Source organism: Finegoldia sp. P2-F-LR (genome assembly GCF_052932265.1).
Genome location: NZ_JBRFJF010000007.1, coordinates 34,474 through 54,468, shown reverse-complemented (window position 1 = coordinate 54,468; position 19,995 = coordinate 34,474). Strand labels below are relative to the sequence as shown.

The window sequence follows — 19,995 nt, the reverse complement described above, 5'->3', positions numbered from 1 at the left end:
GGTTTTTAAAATTTTACCTCAAGATGCTTTAATCTGGAAAAATAAATAAAATAATGTTAAAATATAGATTATAGTTTATTAAAAGAGAAGGAAGAGAATGAATATACTACAAAAATTATCAGAAGAACTAGACATAAAATATGATAACGTTGTTAAGACAGTTGAATTATTAGATGAGGGAAATACAATTCCATTTATCGCCAGATACAGAAAAGAAATCACTGGGAATTTGACTGACGAAACGTTGAGACAATTAAACGATAGGCTTACATATTTGAGAAACTTACAAGAAAGAAAAGACGACATCACACGTCTTATCGATGAGCAAGGAAAACTCACTGAAGATTTGAAAAAACAAATCGACGAAGCAACTATTTTGACAGAATTAGAAGATATTTATCTTCCATTTAAGCCTAAGAAAAGAACTCGTGGATCAATCGCTGTAGAATTGGGACTTCAACCAGTAGCAGATATGATAATGGAGAAAACTCACTCTTTATCTGAGATTGAGAAAAAAGCCTCAGAATTTGTCAACGGAGAAGAAATTAAAACAGTTGATGATGCTATTAGTAAAAGTTTGGACATCATAGCAGAATTCGTATCTGAACAAAAAGTATTCAGAGATATAGTTCGTACTTCGTTCATTACAGATGGGATTATGAAAACTGAAGAAAAAAACGAAGACGAAACAGGCACATACAAGATGTACTACGATTATTCAGAAAAAGTAAAAGATGTCAAAGCACACAGAGTTCTTGCGGTATTTAGAGGAGAAAAAGAAGGGTTCTTGAAAGTTTCATTCATTTTAAATGACGATTACAATATTTTCAAAATTATGAGAAAAATCGCAAGAAATAATGATTTTGAAACTTATGATTTGATAGAAAAAGCAGTAAAAGATAGCTACAAGAGATTGATCGTTCCATCAATCGAAACAGAAGTGCGTCAAGGTATGAAAGAAATGGCAGACGATGAATCAATCGGAGTATTCAAAAGCAATTTGAAACCATACTTGATGCAACCACCAATCAAAGAAACTGCGATTATTGGACTTGACCCGGGATTTAGAACTGGTTGCAAAGTTGCTGTAATTTCTGAATACGGAGATTTCTTGGACAGTGCTGTAATTTTTGTAACTGATGCAAGAAAACAAATCCAAAGAGCAGACGAAACTTTGAAGGATTTTATCGACAAATACAACGTAAAGCTAATCGCAATCGGTAACGGAACAGCTTCTCGTGAAACAGAAAAATATGTATCTGATTTGTTAGCGCAAATCGACGATGAAATCTTTTATGCAATCGTAAACGAAGCGGGAGCAAGTATTTACTCTGCATCAAAACTTGCAATCGAAGAATTCCCTGATTTAGATGTAACAATAAGAGGTGCTATTTCGATTGCACGTCGTATTCAAGACCCACTTGCAGAATTGGTCAAAATCTCTCCACAATCAATCGGAGTTGGACAATATCAACACGACGTCAACCAAAAGAAATTAAAATCATCACTCGAAGAAGTAGTGGAAGATTGTGTTAACACAGTTGGTGTCAACATCAACACAGCAAGCTCTGCGCTTTTGAATTACGTATCTGGAATTACGAAAACAACTGCGAAAAACATTGTGGATTACAAAATAGAAAACGGACCATTCACTAATCGTCAAGAAATCTTGAAAGTAAAAGGAATTGGACCAAAAGCATTTGTACAATGTGCAGGATTTTTGAGAATACCTGAAAGCGAAGAAATATTAGATAACACAGAAGTTCACCCAGAAAGTTACGAAATCGCAAAACAAATTATGAAATACGATTTGAACGATATCGATGTTAAAAAACTATCCGAAGAACTAGAAGTAGGAGAACCTACTTTGCGTGATATAATTGAAGAACTCAAAAAACCGGGGAGAGATCCACGTGACGAAATGCCAAAACCAGTTCTAAGACAAGATGTATTGTCAATCGACGATTTGGAAGAAGGAATGATAGTCACAGGAACGGTTAGAAATGTTGTGGACTTCGGAGCATTCATAGACATCGGAATAAAAGAAGATGGACTTTGCCATATTTCTAAGATGAGCAATTCTTACATCAAAAACCCAAGAGAAGTGTGCGAAGTAAGTGACACCGTAAAAGTAAAAATAATTGGAATAGATAAAGACAGAGGATTGGTTTCCTTGTCAATGAAATTATAAAATGGGCGCTATTATAGCGCTTATTTTTGTGAGAAATTTCAATTGACAATATGGGATATATAACATAAATTAGTATTATAGTAGAAACTGAAAAGTTGAAGTCTGAAATCCAAAAAGCAAAAAAATACAGAGATGATTTTACGGAAAGGACAAAAAATGAAGACTTTTGATAATTATTTAAAAGAACAATTGGAAAATAAAGAATTTGCAAATGAATATAAAAACATTCAACCAGATATGGATATTATAAGAGCAATAGTTTCTACAAGAACATCTCAAAACTTAACACAAAAGCAATTATCTGAAAAGACAGGCATTGATCAATCAGACATTAGCAAATTAGAAAATGGAACCAGAAACCCAAGTATAAATCTTTTAAAAAGACTAGCTGATGGCTTGGGAATGGATTTGAAAATTGAATTTGTAAAAAAGAATACACAAATTTCAAAATAATTGTAATTGATAAAAACAGAGGATTGGTTTCCTTGTCAATGAAATTATAAATTTTTTAATACAAACTCCTAATTAGTTTAGCGATTAATTAGGAGCTTTTTACGTTATTTGCAAATAAACATGCTGTGATAAAGTATATAATTTTGTTTTTAAATAAGATGATAAATTATTATTAAATTAATTGTTTTAAATGTGTTATTAAGTTATAATGATATCGGTATAAAATTAACTACCAAAATAAAATCATAAGGAGGAAGCTTTGAAAAAAGTCGTAGCTTTTCTGCTAGCTTTTGCGCTTGTTTTTGGATATGCTCCAATGGTAAAAGCAGCAGATGAAAAAGTTGATGGAAATGTAAATAATGAATCTACATTACCGCAATCAGATGTCAAAACAAAGGAATTTTCTGTCAAAGTATTGTGCAAAGTGTGCAATATGACTCCTGTTGTAAACCAACTGGATTTTGAATTAGAAAATTTAGAAACAAAAGAAGTGATGGAGTTTACATCAGCACAAGGAATTGCCAAATTTAGTATTGAAAATATTAAAGTTGGTCAAAAATACAAAATCACTTTGAAGAAGAACAAAGATTACCAAATGGATCCATTTAATGTAGAAGTAATGGAAGATAAGGGAGATCTTGTTTTAGCAAAAGAAGATAATTATATCTTGGAAGATATCCTAGTATCCAAAATTGATCTTTCAAAGGAATGTGCCGACGATGTTTGTGAATTTTCAGACAAGAAAGTAACTATGGCACCTATTCCAATAATGGTAGAAGAAAATGGTAATAAAAGAGCGTTGAAATCAGATGAAGAAGTTATATTTAATTTGTATAATACTTCAAAAGCTGAGAGAGTTGGCGAAGTAAAAACTGTCAACGGACAAATCCCAGCTTTAAGTGTTTATGAAAAAGATGATTACATTCTATTCACAAGCCCTAAGAATAAAAAATTCATTCTAGCTGACAAGCCATTTGAAAAACCTGTTAGTGAATTCTATTTCAGACAAAACGGAGAGGGCAAATTACCAATTAGACATAAAACAAAAAATCCATACTTAGAACCAGCAAAAACAGAAATAGAATCATTGACTGTAAGACCATTAAAACAAAACGAGAAAATCAATGATAGAGTTACATTAGATTATGTTTGTATATCACCAATTGAAGGAAATAAGCAAGATTTTAAGGATTTAAAAGTTGTATTTACAAGTGAGTACGATACAGTAACTGCAGTTCCTATTTTGCAAGATAAATATGGAACTTTATTGAGTCCTTTTAGTTTGTATGAAGGAGTACAATATTCTGTAAAAATCGAAGATCCTAAAGGACAATACGCTATAGAAAACTTCCCGTTCGCTATAATTGACAAATCAGAAAGAGGCCCTAATCATCCATTGGGATGGGATGATGGAAAATATGGATTCAACCATTCATATTGTGGAAATGCGAATTACATTACTGTGGTTAAAAAAGGCGAAGAAAACAAGAATAACACAGTAATTAAATGCGCAAACGGAAATACATCTGTTTCTGGAATGAATTTTAGAGATTTACTTTTAAGAACAATTCACCCTGATAAATCACAAATTAAGGGAATGGAAGGAAAAGACTTTGATTTATTTAGATTCAAATTAATCAATCCAAAAAGATGTGAAGTTTCGAAAATGGCTGATGGAGATTTTACAATTCACAGAAACATTCCTAAAGATAAATCTGTAAAAGCTGTATATCAAGTGGAAAAAGATGGGAGACTTACAAAATTAGACTATACTGTGAAAAATAATGTGGCAAATATTAAGACAAAAACATTGTCAATTTATGACACAGTAATTGAATACGGCAAAAAATCAGAAGAAAAATTGGATCAAGAGTTTGAACTAGATGTATTGTGTGGTTCTTGCAACAGATTGCCAGTTGACAAAGAGTTGGAATTTGAACTTGAAAACTTGAATACGAAGAAAGTTTCAAACTTCAAATCAAAATCTGCAAAAGCTAAGTTCACTTTAAGAGAAGGAGAGAAATACGAAATTCGTTTGAAGAAAAACGACGAATATAAGTTAGATACATTAAAAGTAAATGCAAAAAAAGTGAATGGTAAAATTGTAGCCGTAACAGACGATAATAAAATTGTAGAAGAAATTTTGTTGACTAAGTTAGATTATTCAAAAGAATCTGTGGATGATGTATGTAATTTATCCGATAAAAAAGTAAAAATGGCACCTATTCCAATTTTGGTTAAAGAAAATGGAAAGACAAGACCTCTTGGTGATATGGAATTCTTGTATTTCACATTATACAATTTAACTAGATCTGAAAAAGTTGGAACATTTATGGCTTACGAAGGAGAATTGGCATCATTATATGTATATGAAAATGATGACTATATGCTATCAACAGGCTCCAATAATAAGCAATTCATATTATCAGATACTCCTTTTGATAAGGAAGTTAACGAATTTTATTTCAAAGCAAATGGCGAAGGAAATCTACCAATTAGGCACAAAACTAAAAACCCTTACGCAAAACCAGTTGATCCAAAAATTGATCATCTTACAATAAGACCTTTGAAAAAAGATGAAGTAATCAAAGACAAATACACTATTGATTATGTTAGAATCTTACAAGATAAGAATAATCCAAAAGATTACAGCAATGTTAAGTTGATATTTACAAGTGAATACGACACTGTAACTGCAACTACATTGGAAGAAGATGAATGGGGAGTTCCAATCACTCCAATTGATTTGTACGAAGGAGTGCAATATTCTGTAAGAGTTGAAGATTCAAAAGATGAATTTGCAATTGCTAATTTCCCATTTACACTTGTTGACAAATCAGAAAGAGGACCAAATCATCCATTAAAATGGGGTGACGGAAAGTATGTATTCAATCAAACTTTATGCACTAACGCAACTTATCTTACATTAGTTCCAAAAGGAACAGAAAATGATAATAATACAGAATTAAAATCTGATGATAAAAGCACAACAATTAAAGGAATGAATTTTGGAGATTTGATGCTTAAAACAACATATCCAGAAAAATCAGATGTAAGACAACTTTCTGGAAAAGATTTTGATTTGTTCAGATTCAAATTGATCAATCCTCATAGATGTGAAGTTACAAAGATGGCATTGGGTGATTTCACAATACAAAGAGTTGTTCCTAAAGATAAAAAAGTTGTGGCGGTTTATGAAATTGATAAATACGGTAACTTAAACTTGTTGCCATTTAAACAAGATGAAGATTTGCTGGATATTAAAACAAAAACATTGTCTATTAATGATATTGCAATTGAGTATACTAAGAAACCAGTAGAAGACAATCCAAGTAAACCGGAAGACAACACAAATAATCCAGGAACAGTTACTCCAAATAAACCAGAGGATAACACAAATAATCTGGGAACAGTTACTCCAAGTATTCCAGAAAATAACACAAATCCTTCTGATAAAAAAGAAGTAAAAGAATTTGAAGATTTATTCAAAAACTTTACAAATTCTAGAATTTCAGGAGAAAACAGATATCAAACAGCAGTCGAATTATCTAAGAAATATTACAAAAACTCTGATAACATCGTACTTGCATCTGGAAAAGAACTGGTTGATTCATTAACTTCAACTCCTCTTGCAACTTCACTAAAAAGCCCAATACTTTTAAGTGAAAAAACTAAAATAGATAACAATACTTTAGGTGAAATAAAAAGATTAAATGCTAAAAATATTTTTATAGTAGGTGGAGAGTCTACAATTTCAAAAGAAGTAGAATCTAAATTAAAAAACCTTGGATACAATGTAACTAGAATTTCAGGAAAAGATAGATACGAAACAGCTGTACAAGTTGGAAAAGAAGTTGTAGAAAAATTTGGCAACAAAAACAAAATAGTATTGGCAAGTGGCTCTAATATGGTAGATGCACTTTGTGGAAATAGCATATCTGCCAAGGAAAATATTCCTGTATTGTTGACTCAAATCGAAGAATTAAATGAATATACGAAAAAAGCTATTAAACAATGGAATGTAAATGAGATTGTAATAGTAGGTGGGAAATTATCAATCTCAGAAAAAGTTGAACAAGAACTTAAATCCATGAGAATAAAAATAACTAGATTGAGTGGAAAAGATAGATTTGAAACATCTGTTGAAGTTGCAAAATATCTTTATCCAAATGCAGAAAAAATCCTTATAGCAAATGGATATAACTATGTGGATGCTTTGGTTTCTGGACCTATAACACAAATCAATAAAACTCCAATAATTTTACTTGAAAAAGATAAAATCCCATCATCTGTTCAAAAATATTTGAATGATTCTAAAATTAAAGAAATTCAAATAATCGGAGGAACAGAAAGTATATCAAAATAAAACCTTAGAGATATTGGCATGTAGCTGATATCTCTTTTTTTTGTAAAATTTAGAAAAATAATAGATAATATTTGTGAGGTGAGTTATGAATACAAAATACGTTATAAAAAATGCAGCAGTTAGTCCAGATGATTACAACGAATTGCGTGAAAAATCTGGTATTGGAAATAGAAAATCGAAGGAAAATGCGGAAACTGCAATCGAAAATTCTCTTTTCATTACAGCGATTTATGATGGCGATAAGTTGATTGCGATGGCAAGGGTTGTCGGAGATGGGGCGATTAGTCTTGTGGTTACTGATGTGATGGTGGATTCAGAATATCAAAAAAATGGTTTGGGAAGAGTTTTAATGAATGAGATTAACAAATACTTGGACGAAAATTATGATGAAGATGCGTATATTATTTTGCTTGCGAACACTCCTTACGATGCATTTTACGAAAAATTTCATTTCAAACAATTTCCTAACAAGAAGGGTATGCTAAGAGTTTTGTAAACTTTGAATTAAATATTTTAGTATCACAAAATTCTTGTTAATATTTTTAACGAAAAATGATTTATCAATTGGTCGCATTATGATAAAATTTATTCAACGCGAAAATTTTTTCGTAAAATTTATAGGAGGAATTTATGAAATCTAAATCTAAGATGAGCTATAACTTGTCGGTAATTTTACTAATTCCACTTGGTATAGCTATCAATTTTGTTGGTGCAAATTTAAATGCAGCATTAAAATTACCGGTTTATTTGGATGTTATAGGAACTGTATTCACAGGTGTATTGTGTGGGCCTTGGATTGGTTTTCTTACAGGTGTTGTCACAAACATCGTGACATCTGTTACTAATCCTACACAACTACCATACATGATTGTAAGTGGTGTGATTGGTTTGGTTGCAGGGATTTGTGGAAAGAAGGGAATGTTTAAGACTCCAGCAAAGACATTTGTAGTAGGAATTATTATTTGGCTTGTGGCGATGATTACGTCTGCGCCAATTACTGTTTTGGTTTTTGGTGGCGTTACTGGAGCGAGTGGTTCAAGTGCAATCACGACGTTTTTGGTTGCAACAGGAAAAGGATTATGGGAATCTGTTATTGGTTCAACTGTTCTTACAGAAACTTTGGATAAGTTTTTGACTTCGTTTGCAGTGTATTTCCTTATCAAATCCATTCCGAACAGAAATTTGTTGAGATATCCTAATGGAATTCAATACATAAAAGAAAAGAAGAACAAATACGTGAGAGGTGCAAAATGATATCTAAAATTTTCCCAACAACAAAACTTTTTATGGTTATAGTTACAGTTATTATTTCGTTGGTTTTGCCATGGCAATTCGCATACCTTTTTGTACTTCCATTAAGCTTGATATTAGCTTTGTTGGATAATAAATTCAAACAATACGTGAAAAAATTGTGGATAGTTTTGTTATTAGTATTATTAATAATGTTTTTGTTCCAATTATTCTTGGACAAATCAACAGAACACGTGTATTTGAATTTAGGATTTATGAGAGTGACACTTAACGGAATATTAAATGGGTTGGAACAAACAAAATTCATTCTAACGCTTATAACTTTGTTTTTATTATTCTTTGAAACGACTGACATTGAAGATTTGATGATAGCTCTTCAACAAAAAAGAGTAAGTCACGTTACAAGTTACGTAATAATGGCGACAATGACTATGATTCCAGAAATGATTAAGAAAAGTTCCAAAATTATAAAAGCACAACAAGCACGTGGAATTGAAACAACAGGCTCCATCAAAAACAGAGCGAAGGCGTTCTTCCCGTCACTTGGACCTTTGATTATATCCTCACTTTCAGAAATTGATGAAAAGACAATTACACTTGAAGCACGTGGATTTGCATCTGAAAATGAAAAAACATGTCTCAAGGAAATCAAGAAAACAACTGCAGACAGAATTATTTTTTACGTTTTCATTGCATTGGTTGTGTTGGCATTGGTGTGGAGGTTTAAATAATGATAGAACTTAAAAATGTTTCATTCAAATATGAACTTCAAGAAGAAAAAACGATAAAAAACTTGGATTTGTACGTTAAGCAAGGAGAATTTGTTGGGATTATTGGCAAAAATGGTTCCGGCAAGACGACTTTGTGCAATATCATTAGAGGGATAATTCCAGACTTCGTTCAAGGAGAAATCTCGGGAGATATTGTTATAGATAACAAAAACATCGACGATATCAAACGTGGAGAAATGGCGAAATTGGTAGGATTTGTGTTTCAAAATCCATTTAGCCAAATCTCTGGTATAAAGAAAACAGTGTTCGAAGAAATAGCTTACGGACTTGAAAATTTGGGAGTTGAAAGAGAAGAAATCAGACAAAGAGTAACCGATGTTATAAAACTTCTTAAGATTGAAGATTTGCAAGACAAAAACCCAAATGAATTATCTGGTGGACAATCTCAAAGAGTTGCAATCGCATCAATCATCGTTATGAATCCAAAAATTTTGATATTCGATGAGCCTACAAGTCAACTCGATCCATTGGGAACGGAAGAAATCTTCGATATTTTAAAACTTTTGAAATCACAAAACAAAACCATAATATTGGTCGAACACAAAATTGATTTGATAGCAGAATACGCAGATCGTGTTGTGGTAATGGACGATGGAAAAATCATCTTCAACGGTGAAACTCACGAAGTTTTATCAAACGACAAAATCGAACAGCACAATGTATCTATGCCTATAGTTTCAAAACTTGCATACAAATTAAATGAAGAAAAGTCAGGATTTTTCAAAAAAGTTCCTATAACTTTAGATGAATGCAAGAAAGAATTGGAGGAAAACTAATGAGCAAATTAGAATTTAAAAATGTAAGCTTTACTTATCCTAACGGATTCAAAGCCATTAACGATTTGAATTTGGTCGTAAATTCTTCAGAAAAAGTTGCAATCGTGGGACAAAATGGAGCCGGCAAATCGACTTGTGCCAAATTAATGAACGGACTATTGAGACCAAGTTCTGGAGAAATTTTGTTGGGTGACAAAAACACAAAGGAAATGACAACTGCACAAATATCCAGAAAAGTAGGCTACGTCTTCCAAAATCCAAACGATCAAATCTTCAACTCCACAGTTTACGATGAAGTCGCTTTTTCGTTGAGAGCATTAAAAGTCGACGAAGATGAAATGGACAAACGTGTCAGACAAGCTTGTGAAATCTGTGAACTTTCAGAATATTTGGACGACCATCCTTATGATTTGCCATTTAGTACGAGAAAATTCATAACGATAGCAATTACAATCGCAAATGACTGCGACATTTTCATATTTGACGAACCGACAGCAGGACAAGATGCATATTCTATGGGTTGCTTGAAAAGAGTAATCGATCATTTGCACGATTTGAACAAAACAATCATAACGATAACTCACGATATGGAATTTGTCGTTGAAAACTTCGACAGAGTTGTCGTGATGTCCAACAAAGAAATCATTAAAGATGCTGATAAAAAGGAAGTTTTTGATGAAGATGAAATCCTACAAAAAGCATACATCCAACCACCTGTGGTAAAAAGACTTTGCAACTCAATTAATTTGAACGAAAAATTATTGTCGGTGGATGATTTTGTAGATTACATCAAAAATTTTGGAGGTGCTAATGATTAATTGTATATTGGATTTTGATCCGGGAGTTGATGATGCAGCAGCTTTATTTGCAATTAAAAATGCGAAAAATTTAAAGCTGTTAGCACTATCTTCAGTAAATGGAAACGTATCAATCGAACACACAACAAGAAACATGCAATGCTTGGCAAAACTTTTGGACATAAATGTTCCTATGGGAAAAGGACAAGAAGTACCACTTGTAAGAGAGCCTTTCTTTGCAACGGTTCACGGAGATGATGGAATTGCAGGATTCAGAGATATGATTGAATCAGAAGATGTGAATGAACTTACAAGCGAAAATTCCGTTACAATGATGCACGAAATTATCCAAAACTCAACTGAAAAAATCACGATAATTGCAGTGGGACCACTTACAAACATTGCACTACTGTTAAGAACTTTTCCAGAAGACAAGGGAAAAATCGAACAAATCAGCATCATGGGTGGCTCCATCACAAGAGGTAACGTCACAAGTCTCAGTGAATTTAATTTTTTTGTCGATCCAGAAGCAGCGAAAATCGTATTTGAAAGCGGAGTTAAAATCATAATGGCAGGACTAAACGTAACACAAAAAGCCAGCATAACGAATGAGCAAATTCAATTCTTGGATACAATTGAAACAAAAAGAACAAAATTTGCACACAGAATTTTGAAATACTACGCATCAAACGATGCGGGAATTCACGATCCTTGCTCAGTAATCGTTCTTGATAATCCAAAAGTTTTCGAAACGGAAGATATGTACATCAAAATCGATACACAAAACGACGAAACAAGAGGAATGAGCTACAGAGATTTGATTAAAGAAGAAAATGGTGAATTCAACTGCAAAGTAATCACTAAAATCGACATCGATAAATTCAGAGAAATATTGATGCAAGCTCTAACAGAATAAAACTTACTCCGAGAAATATCTCGGAGTTTTTTTAAATTCAAATGATTATCATTATTGACAGAATAAAAAAATAATGTTATTATGTATTTGGATAAAGTTAGTAGGATGATTTTTACAATTGATTTTGCAGATTAGACGTAATTTGCAACTAAATAAGTTTTTAATTCTCAAATAAACTTATTACATATTTAAAATTGAATAGGGAAGATAGAATAGAAAACCAAATTTTATTGTAGTAAGTTAATTAGTTAATAAAATTGGAATGCATTCGAATTTATTTTGAGATATTAATAACTGTTTGTATTTTCGTGCTAACAAATATAAATAAGGAGTATTGATATGAATAAATTAAAATTGATGACTTTGGTTGGAGTGATGTCAGCGGCTTTGTTGTTGAATGGTTGTGGAGCGCAAAAAGATGCACCGAAAGAAAATACTAAGCAAACTGAACAAAAGCAAGAAGACAAAAAAGAAGAAGAAAGCAAAGCTACTGAAAAAACTGAGGACAAAAAAGAAGAAGTAAGCTTGTCTGATTGGGATGGAGAATGGAACAACATGGGAAGCTATTTGGATAAGCCAGAAGTTCAAGGCGCTTTCAAAACTTTAGCGAAAAAAGAAAATGTTGATGAGAAAAAAGCAAAAGAAGATTATCTTGAAAAAAGAAAATGTGAATTCAACGGATTGAAAATCGACGGAAACAAGATTACATTCACAAGTAAAATCCCTTCAGAAAATGGAGAGAAAATAGCTGAAACTGAGTACAAATTTGTGGAAAAAAAGGCTGTAAAACATGGATCACACATGCTAGAATGGGATGTTTTTGAAGCTGTGGATTCTAATGCAAAATACAAAGTTTTGTTGATGATGCCAATTCACGGCGAAGAAGAGTTGACACATTTCCACATGAGATATGGTAATGACAAGGAAGAATTATTTGCAAAGGAAGGCTGGTTCCCAACTTTCGTAAAACCAAACACAACTGATAAACAAATTATCGGAGAAATCGAAGAATAAGGTTGGAATATGAAATTGACAAAGGGCAGGGACGACCTGTCCTTTGATTTTTGAAAAGGAGAATTTAGATGAAAAAGAGATTTTTGAGTTTTCTATTAGCCTTGTGCATGGTTTTGTTTGCGGGATGTTCCAATCACACGAAAAAATCTTCAGGAAAACCTGTTATCTACACATCGTTTTTTCCTGTGCATGATTTGGTGAAGATGATTGCAGGAGATACTGTCGAGGTGAGAACTTTTATGCCTGTGGATAAGGAGCCTCATTTGTGGGAGCCTTCTGCGAAGGATATGAAAAAATTAGCGGATGCAGATTTGCTCGTTGTAAATGGGGCAAACATGGAGCATTGGGTTGACAAAGTCCATGAAAACTTACCGAACTTGGAAATATTGAAATTATCAGACTCGGTGGAGCTAATCACATATAAGGGAGCTGCTTCAAGGGGAGATTTTCAATATATGGCACAATTAAATTTAACAAAAGGAAAACGAAAGATAGATTTTGGGCATACTCATGAAGATATTATGAGGGTTGCGTTTTTTAAAGATAACGGAGAAGACAAAAAAGAATTAGTCAAAAAAGCAAAGGAAATAATGAATCAAAAAGGTGAGATTGTTCACCAAAAAAACACTTTTGATGTGGAAGAGGGAAAAGTATATGGGCTTGAAATGGGCCATGAATCTGGAGAGATATTTTACAATATAAAAGATGAGGGCAAGTGGATTTTTGTATCGGACAGAATAAGCGAAGATTTGCTACCATATTATTTACAAGATACTAACGGTAAATTGCTTCAAGATGAGGGCAAATTAAAACCTGTAATGGAAGGGTCTTCGTCAGGATTTGACAAGATAACTTACGATCCACATTCATGGTTATCTGTTGTAAATGCAAAAAAATATTTGAATAGTATCCAAGATAAATTGATACAAAAGTATCCAGATAACAAGAAAATTTATCACAAAAACAAATTGAAATACGTTGATAAATTGACAGATATTGACGCAGAATACAAAGAAAAATTTAGTAAATTAGATAACAAAAGCTTTTTGGTAACACATTACGCTTATGCATATATAGCGAGGGATTTTGGACTTACTCAGTATCCATTAGAAGGGCTTACTAGCATGGAAAGTCCAAGTCTTAAAACAATAAAAAAAGCCGTGGATTTTGCGAAAACGAAAAACATTACTACGGTATTTTATGAATATGGGAAACCTCCTAAAGAAGCGAAGACTTTATCAGAAGAATTGGGTGGAGATATTAAACCATTGGCTTCGATGGAATTTGTCACAAAAGAACAACAGGACAATAATCAGGGCTATATCGAATTAATAGAGATGAATTTGAAAAACTTATACGAATCCATGAGAAAGGCAGGTGTATAAATGAATGCAGTAACAATCAGTAACTTAAATTTTGGATATAATGAAGACTTGGTGCTTAAAGATTTGAACTTAGAAATTACTCAAGGAGAAATGGCTCTAATTTTAGGTGGAAATGGCAGTGGAAAATCAACTCTACTGAAATTAATGCTAGGTGAATTAAAAGCAGACGATGGAGAAATAAAAATATTGGATAAAAACATCAAAGAATATAAAAGTTATCGTGATATAGGATATGTTCCACAAATCAACATCGTCAATAAAATTGCATTTCCAATAACTTGTTTGGAGCTTGTAACATTGAATTTGTATGAGGATTTTGGTTTTATCAAAATTCCTCGCAAAAAACATTACGACAAGGCAAAACAAATTATGGAAGAAATGGGAATGAAAGAATACATTAACCGACCTGTAAATGAATTGTCTGGAGGATTGCAACAAAGAGCCATGATTTGCAGAGCTATGATTAATGAGCCAAAACTTCTTATACTCGATGAGCCGACAGCTGGTGTAGACAAAGAAAACAAAGAAAAATTTATCAAAACAATCGCTAAATTAAACAAAGAATACAATATCACTGTAATAATGGTAACTCACGAAATAAAAGAAATAGAAGCTTTGGATATAGATAGGACACAATACGAAATGATAGAAGGGAGGCTTGTACGATGCTAGAATTTGCATTTATGAGAAAAGCACTGGTGGCAGGGTTTTTGCTTGCAATAATGATACCGATGATAGGAATAATAATGGTCAATCGTAAAACATCGATGATAGGAGATGCACTTTCTCATACAGCACTTAGTGGAGTTGGTCTGGGTTTGATTTTGGGATTTGACCCATTGATAGGTTCTGCAATAGTCTGTGTTATAGCAGCGTTTTTAATAGAATTAATCAGGAAAAAATTCCCACAATACGGTGACATGGCAACAGCTGTGATAATGAGCACAGGACTTGGAATAGCAGCGATATTGTCGGATTTTGCACCAGGTGGAAATTCGTTTGAATCGTACTTGTTTGGAAGCATATCTTCTGTAACAAATATGGATGTAATAAACATTTCTGTTATTTTCGTTCTAATACTGGCGGTATCCATCTCACAATATTCTGGATTATTGGCCATTTCAATCGACAAAAACATTGCTCGTCTTGCAGGAGTCAAAGTAAACAGAATCAATGCGGTGTTTACATTTTTATCAGCAATAACAATTGCCCTTGCAGTGAAGATAGTTGGAGCGTTGATGGTGACATCATTGATTGTACTTCCCGTAGCCACAGCGCTCATAATTGCAAAAAGCTACAAGAAAACATACAGCATAACGATAATACTCGGTATTTTGTATATGATGTTGGGAATAGTTCAATCTTATCAATTTGATATTAAACCAGGTGGAGCAATCGTAGTAAATGCAGTTATAGGAATGATAATATTTGTAATATATTCTAAAATTAAAAAAACTAATATGAAAAACTTTTCAAATTCACAAAATAATGCTAAAATAAAGTAGATACAACATTACAAGAAGGCAGGATAATATGAATTTCGAAGTAGAAAAAGGAAACAAAATAACAATACCGGATATATTAATGAGAAAATACGACCTAAGAGTTGGAGATATATTCGAATGTGAACTTGAAAACGACAAGATAATATTGATTCCTAAGAAAAACCACGATGCAAATTACGTCGAAAAATTAAAAGGATTGACTGACGACACAATTGATGCATTAGGTGAAGAGGAATAAAATCAGAAGAACTATTGTAAAATTATGATAGTTCTTTTTATTTTCCTAGTGTAAAACGATGAAAAAAGGGGTATAATGATATTGGATATTAAAAAAGGATATCACATTTAAGGAGGTATATAATTATGGCATGTACTACATTATTAGTAGGTAAAGAAGCGAGCTTTGACGGCTCCACAATTATTTCAAGAAGTGAAGATTCTCCTTCTGGAATTTTTACAGCTAAGAGATTTATCGTTGTAAAACCAGAAGACCAACCTAGAAAATACGAATCAGTTTTATCTGGATGTAAGGTGGATTTACCAGATAATCCTATGAGATATACAGCTCTTCCAAACTCTGACACATTTGAAGGAGATTGGGCTGCATCAGGCGTTAATGAAAAAAATATTTCAATGAGTGCTACTGAAACTATCACTACTAACCCAAGAGTTCAAGGAGCAGATCCTTTGATTCAATCTCCAACAAAAGATGAAAAATTCGGTGGACTTGGCGAAGAAGATTTCGTAACTTTGGTTCTTCCTTACATTAACTCAGCCAGAGAAGGTGTTGAAAGATTAGGAAAATTATTAGAAGAACACGGAACTTATGAATCAAACGGAATTGCGTTCCAAGATGTTGACGAAATTTGGTGGTTGGAAACAATCGGTGGACATCACTGGATGGCAAGAAGAGTTCCTGATGATGCATACGTTGTAATGCCAAACCAATTGGGAATTGATTATTTTGATTTTGATGATGCTTACGGCGAACAAAAAGAATTCATGTGTTCAAAAGATTTGAAAGAATGGTCCGAAAAACATCACCTATTCTTAGATCAAGAAGATTATGTAAATCCAAGATTAGCATACGGATCTCATGATCATTCAGATCACACATACAACACACCAAGAGCATGGATTATGCTTAGATATTTCAATCCAAACACATTGATTTGGGACGGAGTTGATGCTGATTTCACACCTGAATCTGACGATTTGCCATGGGCAATGGTTCCAGAAAGAAAAATCACTGTAGAAGATATGAAGACAATATTGTCTAGCCATTATGAAGGAACACCTTACGATTGCTACGCAAAACACGGAGATCCAAACTACCGTGGAATGTATCGTCCATTAGGAATTAGCCGTGACAATGTAACTCACTTTACACAAATAAGACCTTACGCGCCAGAAGAAATCAGAGCAATTCAATGGTTGTCATTCGGTAGCAACGCATTCAACGCAGCTGTTGCATTCTATGCAAATGTAGAAACAACACCAAGCTATGTAGCAGACCAAGTAGTAAAAGCAACATCAGAAAACTTCTACTGGGCTAACAGAATCATAGCTGCACTTTGCGATGCACACTTCAACAAAACAGCAATCTTTATCGAAAGATATCAAGGAGCAGTTCAATCCAAATCCAACGAAATCATCAACAAATACGACGAAGAATTTGCTAAAAATTCAGCAAACGCTCATGAATTACTTGAAAAAGCAAACCAAGAAATGGCAGACTTCTTGAAAGAAAAAACAGACAAATTACTTCACGACGTTTTATTCACAGCAAGCTGCGAAATGAAAAACGGATTTGCAAGAAGTGATAACTAATATTTAACAATAACAAATGAATTAATAGCAATCAAAAAACACCTCATAAGAGGTGTTTTTTTTGCAATTAAACATCTGCAACTTCTGTAGCAGGGTCTGAGTTTGTTCCGAATCTTGTGATAATTGTCAATATCATCATCGCCAATAATACGTATTGGTTAACCAAGAATGGAATTATATCTGTTGGCGCTACTTTTCCTGCAGAAAGTCCTGATGCGATTAAGATTTGAGCTCCATAAGGGATAATTCCTTGTATAACACAGCTTGTTGTATCCAAAAGTGATGCAACACGTGATGGTTTTACGTCGTATTCTTTTGTCATTTCTGATGCAACTTGACCAGTTATCAAGATTGAAACTGTGTTGTTTGCTATGGCAACATTTGTAAGTCCAACTAATGTTGCGATTGCAGCTTCGGCACTTTTTGTTCCTTTAACTTTCTTTTTAACTTTCATTATAATCCAATCAATACCACCGTGTTTTCTAACCATGTAAGCAAGTCCACCTGTGAACATTGATAATAGGAATATGTCTAATACTCCTGTGAAGCCTTCGAAAATTTTTTGAGACAACATGATTGTGTCGAATTTTCCGTAAATCATTCCGATTATTCCTGCTAATAATGTACCAGAGAATAATACCAACAATACGTTCATTCCCATCAAAGCAGTTACGATAACTAATAAATAAGGAATTACATAAACTAAGTTGTAGCTTTCTTTTACCATTGTAATTGTCGTTTCTGGTCTTCCTATAATTGCGAAAATTATTGTAGAAATTATAATTGCAGGGAAACCGAATTTTGAGTTCATTACAAATTTTTGTTTCATTCCGATATTTTGTGTTCTAGTAGCAGCGATTGTTGTATCTGAAATCAATGACAAGTTATCTCCTGCCATTGCTCCACAAATCAAAGCTGCAAGCATAAGAGCAGGATTGATTCCTATTTTTACTGCTACACCGTAAACTATAGGACCCAATGCTACTACTGATCCTACAGATGAACCAGTTGCAATTGACAAAAATGTAGAAATTAAGAAAATTCCTGGTACCAAGAAGTTTACAGGTACGATTGATAAACTGAAGTTTACAACAGATTCTACAGCGCCACTTGCTTTAGTAACTTGAGCAAATGCTCCTGCTAATAAGTAAATAATACACATGATAATTATGTTTTCGTCGCCACAACCTTTTACAAAATCGTCGGCTTTTTCGTTAACAGTTCCTTCAAAAATAATGAATGCTACCACTACACCAATCATTATAGAAATAGGTGAAGGAATTTGATAAAATGGCATTTCAATTCCACGCATCGCAAGAACTACACCTGATAATACATAGAACAGCACGAACACTAATAGTGGAAGAAGTGCTTTTTTATTTGGTTTCATTTTTTAGCTCCTTTAATCTTTTATAATTTCCAAATTCACGTCCATATTCCATGAACGCATCAATATTTTCTAATTTTGTTCCTTTTGGAATTTGACAACCTGTAGATAACACATATCCGCATGGAGAATCGTAGCCGATGTCGATACATTCTTTTACAGATCTTTTTACATCTTCAGTATTTCCCAAATACATAACATCTACTGGAGGAACATTTCCTGTGATAACAATGTCGTTACCAAGAATTTCCTTAGCTTCCAATAAACTTTCGCAGTTATCAAGTGAGAAGTTACCAATTCCAGAATCTTTTAATAGTGGCCACAAATCTTTAGAATCACCACAAATATGCAAACCTGCAGAAGAACCGCAGTATTTTTTAACATCTGCAATATTTCTCTTCAAATATGGAAGTGAAAATTCTTCGAATTGTTTCTTACGAATCAAAGTAGTACTTGAAACTGGATCGGCAAATCCCATTCCAAATCCTCTACTACCAACTTCCTTAATGTATTCTCCGTTGTTAATAGTGATGATATCCATAATTTTATGAACGGCATCCTTTTTCTTAACCATCCAACGAAGTAAAGTTTCAGTACCCAAAACACTTGCGGCTACAGAGAATGGTCCAGTCATTGCAGCACCGATTGATGCAACATCTCCGACTTGATCTCTGATTTTTTCCAATGCTTCTATTAACACTGGTAGCTTTCCATCTTTTAATGGATTGATGATTTTTAATTTTTCGATATCTTCAACTTTTTTTACAACTGGATCTTTTAATTGGGAAATACCGTCTTCTGGATACCAAATTTCAGTTCCCATAGCTTCAGCCATTCCCCTTAAAGTAGTGGATACACTGATAGAATCGTGATAAAATCTCTTGAATAAAGCTACTTCAGTGTCTGCTATTACATCAGAATTTGAATAATAATCCCAAGTTTTGTATCCAAGATAATCACTCATAGTTACGCCCATATCTGGAACAACTGGAATTCTATCCATTTCTTCGCCTTTTGAGAAAGCCTCCATTCTCTCCTTTGGACTCATCTCATCTTTGAACATATAAATCCTCCTTTAAGTTTTACAAATATTATAAAAATAAAATTGCAATAATTTTCAAAGTAATTCTATCATATAAAAATCACTTAATTTATTGAAATATTCTATAAGTGTTTGTTATTATTCGTTTAGATTAAATAAAATTTTATCAAAATGGACACATAGAATAAAAAATATTAATCAAATAAAAAATTATCTCTAAGATAATGATTTTTCAACATAAATACGGGAAAATAATCTGATAATAATCACGAAAATTTATTATGATAAAGT

Annotated in this window: 17 protein-coding genes; 15 read left to right on the top strand and 2 right to left on the bottom strand. The window is 33.0% G+C overall.

The genetic code is table 11. The annotated features are described in order from the left end of the window. The first annotated feature begins 97 nt into the window (after nucleotides 1–97). The 15 genes from ACU68W_RS05440 to ACU68W_RS05370 all read left to right on the top strand — a co-directional run bounded on the left by ACU68W_RS05440 (nucleotide 98) and on the right by ACU68W_RS05370 (nucleotide 17,275). Nucleotides 98–2,191, top strand: a complete 2,094-nt coding sequence (locus tag ACU68W_RS05440; protein WP_094223878.1) for a Tex family protein — start codon at nucleotides 98–100, stop codon at nucleotides 2,189–2,191. 156 nt (nucleotides 2,192–2,347) lie between these two features. Beyond that, the gene (locus tag ACU68W_RS05435) at nucleotides 2,348–2,644 is read left to right on the top strand and encodes a helix-turn-helix domain-containing protein (RefSeq protein ID WP_094223877.1); all 297 of its coding nucleotides are present in this window, start codon (nucleotides 2,348–2,350) and stop codon (nucleotides 2,642–2,644) included. 259 nt (nucleotides 2,645–2,903) lie between these two features. After that, nucleotides 2,904–7,010, top strand: a complete 4,107-nt coding sequence (locus tag ACU68W_RS05430; protein WP_094223876.1) for a cell wall-binding repeat-containing protein — start codon at nucleotides 2,904–2,906, stop codon at nucleotides 7,008–7,010. 85 nt (nucleotides 7,011–7,095) lie between these two features. Then, nucleotides 7,096–7,506, top strand: coding sequence for a GNAT family N-acetyltransferase (locus tag ACU68W_RS05425; RefSeq protein ID WP_094223875.1), 411 nt, complete (start codon nucleotides 7,096–7,098; stop codon nucleotides 7,504–7,506). A gap of 134 nt (nucleotides 7,507–7,640) precedes the next feature. Further along, complete coding sequence (locus ACU68W_RS05420) at nucleotides 7,641–8,264, top strand: ECF transporter S component (protein ID WP_094208144.1); 624 nt, start codon at nucleotides 7,641–7,643, stop codon at nucleotides 8,262–8,264. After that, entirely contained in the window at nucleotides 8,261–8,992 is a 732-nt protein-coding gene (locus tag ACU68W_RS05415; RefSeq protein ID WP_094223874.1) for an energy-coupling factor transporter transmembrane component T family protein, read from the top strand. Before ACU68W_RS05420 ends, ACU68W_RS05415 begins: the two co-directional genes overlap by 4 nt. After that, nucleotides 8,992–9,828 carry an energy-coupling factor ABC transporter ATP-binding protein gene (locus ACU68W_RS05410; RefSeq protein ID WP_094223873.1) on the top strand — a complete coding sequence of 279 codons (837 nt, stop codon included), beginning with the start codon at nucleotides 8,992–8,994 and terminating at the stop codon, nucleotides 9,826–9,828. Before ACU68W_RS05415 ends, ACU68W_RS05410 begins: the two co-directional genes overlap by 1 nt. Continuing rightward, a complete protein-coding gene (locus tag ACU68W_RS05405; RefSeq protein WP_094206314.1) occupies nucleotides 9,828–10,646 on the top strand; it encodes an energy-coupling factor ABC transporter ATP-binding protein in 819 nt (272 codons plus the stop codon). Before ACU68W_RS05410 ends, ACU68W_RS05405 begins: the two co-directional genes overlap by 1 nt. Beyond that, nucleotides 10,639–11,541, top strand: a complete 903-nt coding sequence (locus tag ACU68W_RS05400; protein WP_094223872.1) for a nucleoside hydrolase — start codon at nucleotides 10,639–10,641, stop codon at nucleotides 11,539–11,541. The genes ACU68W_RS05405 and ACU68W_RS05400 overlap by 8 nt, the downstream gene beginning before the upstream one ends. Before the next feature lie 339 nt (nucleotides 11,542–11,880). Next, a complete protein-coding gene (locus tag ACU68W_RS05395) occupies nucleotides 11,881–12,555 on the top strand; it encodes a ZinT/AdcA family metal-binding protein (RefSeq protein ID WP_094223871.1) in 675 nt (224 codons plus the stop codon). A 68-nt stretch (nucleotides 12,556–12,623) separates the two neighbouring features. Continuing rightward, entirely contained in the window at nucleotides 12,624–13,940 is a 1,317-nt protein-coding gene (locus ACU68W_RS05390) for a metal ABC transporter substrate-binding protein (RefSeq protein WP_094223870.1), read from the top strand. Beyond that, on the top strand, nucleotides 13,941–14,612 hold the full coding sequence (locus ACU68W_RS05385; RefSeq protein ID WP_094208150.1) for a metal ABC transporter ATP-binding protein: 672 nt from the start codon (nucleotides 13,941–13,943) through the stop codon (nucleotides 14,610–14,612). It begins immediately after the preceding gene. Beyond that, entirely contained in the window at nucleotides 14,606–15,445 is an 840-nt protein-coding gene (locus tag ACU68W_RS05380; protein WP_094208151.1) for a metal ABC transporter permease, read from the top strand. The genes ACU68W_RS05385 and ACU68W_RS05380 overlap by 7 nt, the downstream gene beginning before the upstream one ends. Before the next feature lie 28 nt (nucleotides 15,446–15,473). Then, entirely contained in the window at nucleotides 15,474–15,683 is a 210-nt protein-coding gene (locus ACU68W_RS05375) for an AbrB/MazE/SpoVT family DNA-binding domain-containing protein (RefSeq protein ID WP_294685200.1), read from the top strand. A gap of 125 nt (nucleotides 15,684–15,808) precedes the next feature. After that, on the top strand, nucleotides 15,809–17,275 hold the full coding sequence (locus ACU68W_RS05370; protein ID WP_446756233.1) for a C69 family dipeptidase: 1,467 nt from the start codon (nucleotides 15,809–15,811) through the stop codon (nucleotides 17,273–17,275). 67 nt (nucleotides 17,276–17,342) lie between these two features. Here the strand turns inward: ACU68W_RS05370 and ACU68W_RS05365 are convergent, their stop codons facing one another. Both ACU68W_RS05365 and ACU68W_RS05360 read right to left on the bottom strand, forming a co-directional pair. Then, the gene (locus ACU68W_RS05365) at nucleotides 17,343–18,665 is read right to left on the bottom strand and encodes a Na+/H+ antiporter NhaC family protein (RefSeq protein ID WP_446756232.1); all 1,323 of its coding nucleotides are present in this window, start codon (nucleotides 18,663–18,665) and stop codon (nucleotides 17,343–17,345) included. Continuing rightward, entirely contained in the window at nucleotides 18,652–19,725 is a 1,074-nt protein-coding gene (locus ACU68W_RS05360; protein ID WP_094223085.1) for a uroporphyrinogen decarboxylase family protein, read from the bottom strand. The genes ACU68W_RS05365 and ACU68W_RS05360 overlap by 14 nt, the downstream gene beginning before the upstream one ends. Nucleotides 19,726–19,995 lie beyond the last annotated feature (270 nt).

Coding starts and splice junctions, on each gene's coding strand:
- ACU68W_RS05440 (WP_094223878.1), top strand. CDS start 98: ATGAATATACTACAAAAATTATCAGAAGAACTAGACATAAAATATGAT.
- ACU68W_RS05435 (WP_094223877.1), top strand. CDS start 2,348: ATGAAGACTTTTGATAATTATTTAAAAGAACAATTGGAAAATAAAGAA.
- ACU68W_RS05425 (WP_094223875.1), top strand. CDS start 7,096: ATGAATACAAAATACGTTATAAAAAATGCAGCAGTTAGTCCAGATGAT.
- ACU68W_RS05420 (WP_094208144.1), top strand. CDS start 7,641: ATGAAATCTAAATCTAAGATGAGCTATAACTTGTCGGTAATTTTACTA.
- ACU68W_RS05415 (WP_094223874.1), top strand. CDS start 8,261: ATGATATCTAAAATTTTCCCAACAACAAAACTTTTTATGGTTATAGTT.
- ACU68W_RS05410 (WP_094223873.1), top strand. CDS start 8,992: ATGATAGAACTTAAAAATGTTTCATTCAAATATGAACTTCAAGAAGAA.
- ACU68W_RS05405 (WP_094206314.1), top strand. CDS start 9,828: ATGAGCAAATTAGAATTTAAAAATGTAAGCTTTACTTATCCTAACGGA.
- ACU68W_RS05400 (WP_094223872.1), top strand. CDS start 10,639: ATGATTAATTGTATATTGGATTTTGATCCGGGAGTTGATGATGCAGCA.
- ACU68W_RS05395 (WP_094223871.1), top strand. CDS start 11,881: ATGAATAAATTAAAATTGATGACTTTGGTTGGAGTGATGTCAGCGGCT.
- ACU68W_RS05390 (WP_094223870.1), top strand. CDS start 12,624: ATGAAAAAGAGATTTTTGAGTTTTCTATTAGCCTTGTGCATGGTTTTG.
- ACU68W_RS05385 (WP_094208150.1), top strand. CDS start 13,941: ATGAATGCAGTAACAATCAGTAACTTAAATTTTGGATATAATGAAGAC.
- ACU68W_RS05380 (WP_094208151.1), top strand. CDS start 14,606: ATGCTAGAATTTGCATTTATGAGAAAAGCACTGGTGGCAGGGTTTTTG.
- ACU68W_RS05375 (WP_294685200.1), top strand. CDS start 15,474: ATGAATTTCGAAGTAGAAAAAGGAAACAAAATAACAATACCGGATATA.
- ACU68W_RS05370 (WP_446756233.1), top strand. CDS start 15,809: ATGGCATGTACTACATTATTAGTAGGTAAAGAAGCGAGCTTTGACGGC.
- ACU68W_RS05365 (WP_446756232.1), bottom strand. CDS start 18,665: ATGAAACCAAATAAAAAAGCACTTCTTCCACTATTAGTGTTCGTGCTG.
- ACU68W_RS05360 (WP_094223085.1), bottom strand. CDS start 19,725: ATGTTCAAAGATGAGATGAGTCCAAAGGAGAGAATGGAGGCTTTCTCA.